Origin of the sequence: Microbacterium sp. UBA3394, from assembly GCF_002358725.1 — a bacterium.
GTDB lineage: Bacteria > Actinomycetota > Actinomycetes > Actinomycetales > Microbacteriaceae > Microbacterium > Microbacterium luteum.
This window is the reverse complement of the sequence record NZ_DEPK01000073.1, coordinates 1-4,040: the sequence shown is the minus strand read 5'-3', so window position 1 is coordinate 4,040 and position 4,040 is coordinate 1. Positions and strand designations below refer to the sequence as shown.

Below are 4,040 nucleotides of genomic sequence, written 5' to 3'. Positions count from 1 at the left end.
GTCGCCGTCGGCTTCGGTGAGGCGGTACCCCACGCCTCGGACCGTCTCGATGTAGCGCGGTGCGGCCGAACTGTCGCCGAGCTTGCGGCGCAGGTTGGTGATGTGTGCTTCGACCGCGCGTTCGTCGGCATCGCTGACGTACGTGTCCTCGGTGGCGTCGCCGCGCAGCATGCGAGCCAGTTCGGCCTTGCTCCGCACGCGGCGCCGCGTGCGCAGCAGAGCCGCCAGCAGATCGAACTCGCTGCGGGTCAGGCCCGGGTCGTCGGCGCCGAGGGAGACCATCCGGCTGTCGGCATCGAGGGTGACGTCGCGGTGCGCGAGCAGCTCCACCGGTGCGGTGAGAGCGTGCGGCGCTGCCTTCTCCTGCCGCTCGAGGCGGCGGGCGAGGGCATCGATGCGGGCGCGCAGTTCGCGGGGACGGAACGGCTTGGCGATGTAGTCGTCGGCACCGGCGCTCAGACCGAGGACCGCGTCGACTTCGTCGGCGCGCCCGGAGATGATGAACATGTACGCGTCGGATGCCGCGCGGATGCGGCGCGCGGCTTCGAAGCCGTCGATCCCGGGGATGGAGATGTCGATGGTGATGGCGTCGGGGTCGCGTTCGACGACGGCGCGAACGCCCTCCTCGCCGTCGGCGACAGGCACCGCCTCGAAGCCGGCGCCCACGAACACCTCCGCGATCACGGCGCGCATGTCGGGATCGTCCTCGATGATCACCGCGGTGCGGCGGTCGGCTGTCGTCATCTCTCGCCTCCCCCGCTGGAACTCATGATCCGAACCTGGCCGCATCCCCATCCGCGGCGTGGCTGAATTGTCTCACATTCCTTGCGCTCATCTTGCGGTACTCCCTTCCGACCGTGTCGCGTGCGGGCTCGATCGCCGCCTGCCGCGATCACGCTCGGATCGCCGGATCGGGATCGCTCCACCACTGCACCGTCTGAAGCACCCAGAAGGCGAGGAAGAGCGTGAGGGCGGCGACCTCGCACACGAGCACCGGAGGCAGTCCGGCGTCGTACCCGGTCGCGGTGATCACCCCGTAGGCGATGCCGGTCACCACCAGGAGCGCCGCGATGGCGATGTATCCGGCGCGCATCCACGGGGCGACGGGGTCGGCGCGCGTGGTCGCCGCGAGCACGGCGACGGCGGCGATCGATGCGAAGAACACCAGCGTCGCGATCGGATGCGCCCAGCGGGCGAACGTGTCAGGCACCGCCCACGCCGTCGCCGCGACCGCGGTGAGCACGGCCGCGGCGGTGCCGATGCTGATCCCTGCGCCGATCCGGTCGGTGCTCCCCGCCGCAGTGAGGACGATGGCGATGGCCACGGCCATCGCCCCGACGACGACGTAGGTAACCACGGACGTGCCGGTCTCGACCGCGGTGCCCGACGCCGGCGGGGTCGTCGGCACGAGCGCGATGAGCGGGGCGAACAGCGCAGCGGCGTCGAGGAGCGCCCGGGACGGGCCGCGCCCCGACAGGGCGAACAGCGCGAGGGACGCTGCGATCAGGGCGCCGACGAATACGTCGCGAGCGGGGGAGTAGTAGTACGCGCTCACGGAGGGCAGCACGCCCACCGCGGTGCTCGCCGAGACGACGGCCGTGAAGATCGCGACGACGGTCGCGGCCGTGCCGATGCGGAGGTAGCGGTAGGTGCGCTGCGACGAGGTGGCGGTGGGCGCGACGGCGGTCAGGACGGAGGCTCCGCGCACGACGATCGAGACCGTGCGCCGACTCCCCATGCGCCGCACGGTAGCACGGGGGCGCGACCCCCACCCCCGTCGTCACCGCTGCGTCACCGGGTCGGCCTATCATGCCGCCGTGATCGAAGGGGTCGACCGGTTCCGCGGCGATGTGCAGGGGCTGCGAGCCCTGGCGGTGCTCGCGGTGGTGCTCTACCACACGGGGGTCCCCTTCGTCGCCGGGGGCTACGTCGGGGTCGACGTGTTCTTCGTGATCTCCGGTTTCCTCATCACCGGCCATCTTCTCCGGGAGCGGGAGCGCACCGGCCGCGTGGCACTCGGACCGTTCTACGCGCGACGCGCGCGGCGCATCCTGCCGGCGTCGTTCGCGGTGCTGCTGGCCTCGCTGCTCGCGGCGCTGGTGTGGTATCCGCCCCTGCTCCTCCGCGAGGTCTGGAACGCCGCCGTCGCGACGGCCTTCTTCGTTCCCAACTACTTCTTCGCCGTCACCGGAACGGACTACCTGGCCGAATCGACTCCCTCGCTGTTCCAGCACTACTGGTCGCTCGGTATCGAGGAGCAGTTCTACCTCGTGTGGCCGATCGTGCTCATCGCCCTCACCGGCGTCCTCCGGACCCGGCGCTCCCTCTTTCTCGTCCTCGCCGTCGTCACGACGCTGTCGTTCGCCGCGTGCGTGGTGCAGACCTCGGCATCGCAGCCGTGGGCGTTCTTCTCGCTGCACACCCGGGCGTGGGAGCTCGCCGCGGGAGGCCTGGTCGCCCTCGCGCTGCAGCGGCGCTCCCGGCCGTTTCCCGCGCCGGTCGCGGCGGCGATCGGATGGGCGGGAGTCGCGGGCATCGTCGGGTCGGCGCTGCTGTTCTCCGACGACATCGGGTTTCCCCGGCGCCTGGGCGGCGGTGCCGGTGTGCGCGACCGCCGCGGTCATCGTCGCGGGCTCGCAGGGCGGCGGACCGAGCCGGACACTGTCGCTGCCGCCGCTCCTGTTCGTCGGGGCGCTCTCGTATGCGCTGTACCTCGTGCACTGGCCGCTGATGCTCATCCCGCAGGCGGCGGTCGGATTCGATCACCCGTTGCCGCTGGTGGCGAAGCTGGGGCTTGCGGCGCTGGCCGTGCCCGTCGCCTGGCTGCTGCGCCGCCTGGTCGAGGAGCCGGGCCGCCACGTGGGGTGGCTCACCCGCGCCCGCCCGCGGCGCACCCTCGCCGCTGCGGGCGTCGCGTCGGCGGTCGTGGCGCTCGCGGCCACGGTTGCGTATGCGGTGTCGGAGACACGTCCCCTTCACAGCGAGCGGGTCGTCTCACAGACGACCATGACCGGTCCGCCCGCGGTGACCGATGTCGTTCCGGCCAACCTGGTACCCGCGCTGGACGAGGTCGCCGAGGACCAGCCGAGCATCTACGCCGACGGCTGCAACCTCGGGTATGCCGAGGTGGATCCGGTCGACTGCGTGGATGGCGACCTCGATGCTCCGCGGATCGTGCTGTTCGGGGATTCTCACGCGGCGCAGTGGTTCCCGGCGCTGCAGAGAGTTGCCCGAGAGAGGGGGTGGGCCCTGGAGAGCCACACCAAGAGCTCGTGCCCGTCGGTGGATGTGGCGGTGCTGCGCAGCGGCGTGCCGTACGGCGAGTGCGATCGATGGCGTGACGCCGTCATCGACCGCCTCGCCGAGGATCCTCCGACGGTGGTCGTGCTGGCGAACTACGGGTCCGCCGACCTGGCGGTCGAGGCGGACCGCACCGGGCAGTGGGCGGACGGGATGCGCTCGACGCTGTCGCGCATCGCCGCGCCGGTCGTCGTGCTCGCCGACACTCCCGATCTGCGCACCTCGCCGACGGTGTGCCTCTCGGCGCACTTGGAGTCGGCGCGCTCATGCGCCAAGGAGACCTCGATCGCCCTCGACGGCGAGACACGGGAGGTCGAGCGGACGGTGACGGATGCGGCACACGTGCCCTACATCGACCTGACGGATCACCTGTGCACCTCTGAGCTCTGCGCGCCCATCCTCGGAAGCACCCTGGTCTACCGCGATTCGCATCATCTCACCGCGACAGCGAGTGCCCTGCTCGGCGGGCCGTTGGCGAGGGCCATGACGCCGCTCCTCGATGCGATGGACACCCTCGAGGGGTGAGAATCCTCTCATCGGGTATCGCGCGATCCGCATGATCACGCGGATCGCGCGGTCTTGTCCCCCGAACGGATGACAGACGCATCCGAGGCCTGCGACGTATCGTCGTCGACGAAGCATCTCCCCGCTGATGCGGACCGGCGGATTTCGGGTATCCGACCGCTCCATTCGAAAGCGGAAGAGCGACCCCGGCAACCCCAGTGCCGGGGTCGCTGTCC

The 4,040-nt window shown here is 71.0% G+C and carries 3 protein-coding genes and 1 pseudogene; 2 read left to right on the top strand and 2 right to left on the bottom strand.

All coding sequences use genetic code 11. The features are described from left to right. Together B4E30_RS04285 and B4E30_RS04280 are read right to left on the bottom strand one after the other, a co-directional pair. Positions 1-744: response regulator transcription factor (locus B4E30_RS04285; RefSeq protein WP_286793642.1), on the bottom strand; the 744-nt coding region annotated here is incomplete at its 3' end. Between the two features lie 148 nt (positions 745-892). Further along, complete coding sequence (locus B4E30_RS04280; RefSeq protein WP_286793641.1) at positions 893-1,738, bottom strand: hypothetical protein; 846 nt, start codon at positions 1,736-1,738, stop codon at positions 893-895. On the opposite strand from B4E30_RS04280, the pseudogene B4E30_RS04275 reads away from it, so the two are divergent. Next, positions 1,737-2,498 (top strand): annotated as a pseudogene (locus tag B4E30_RS04275) (acyltransferase family protein); the annotation flags it as partial. The gene B4E30_RS04280 and the pseudogene B4E30_RS04275 overlap by 2 nt on opposite strands. A 103-nt stretch (positions 2,499-2,601) precedes the next feature. Further along, positions 2,602-3,825: an acyltransferase family protein gene (locus B4E30_RS04270; protein WP_286793640.1), complete on the top strand. Its 1,224-nt coding sequence runs from the start codon at positions 2,602-2,604 to the stop codon at positions 3,823-3,825. Positions 3,826-4,040 lie beyond the last annotated feature (215 nt).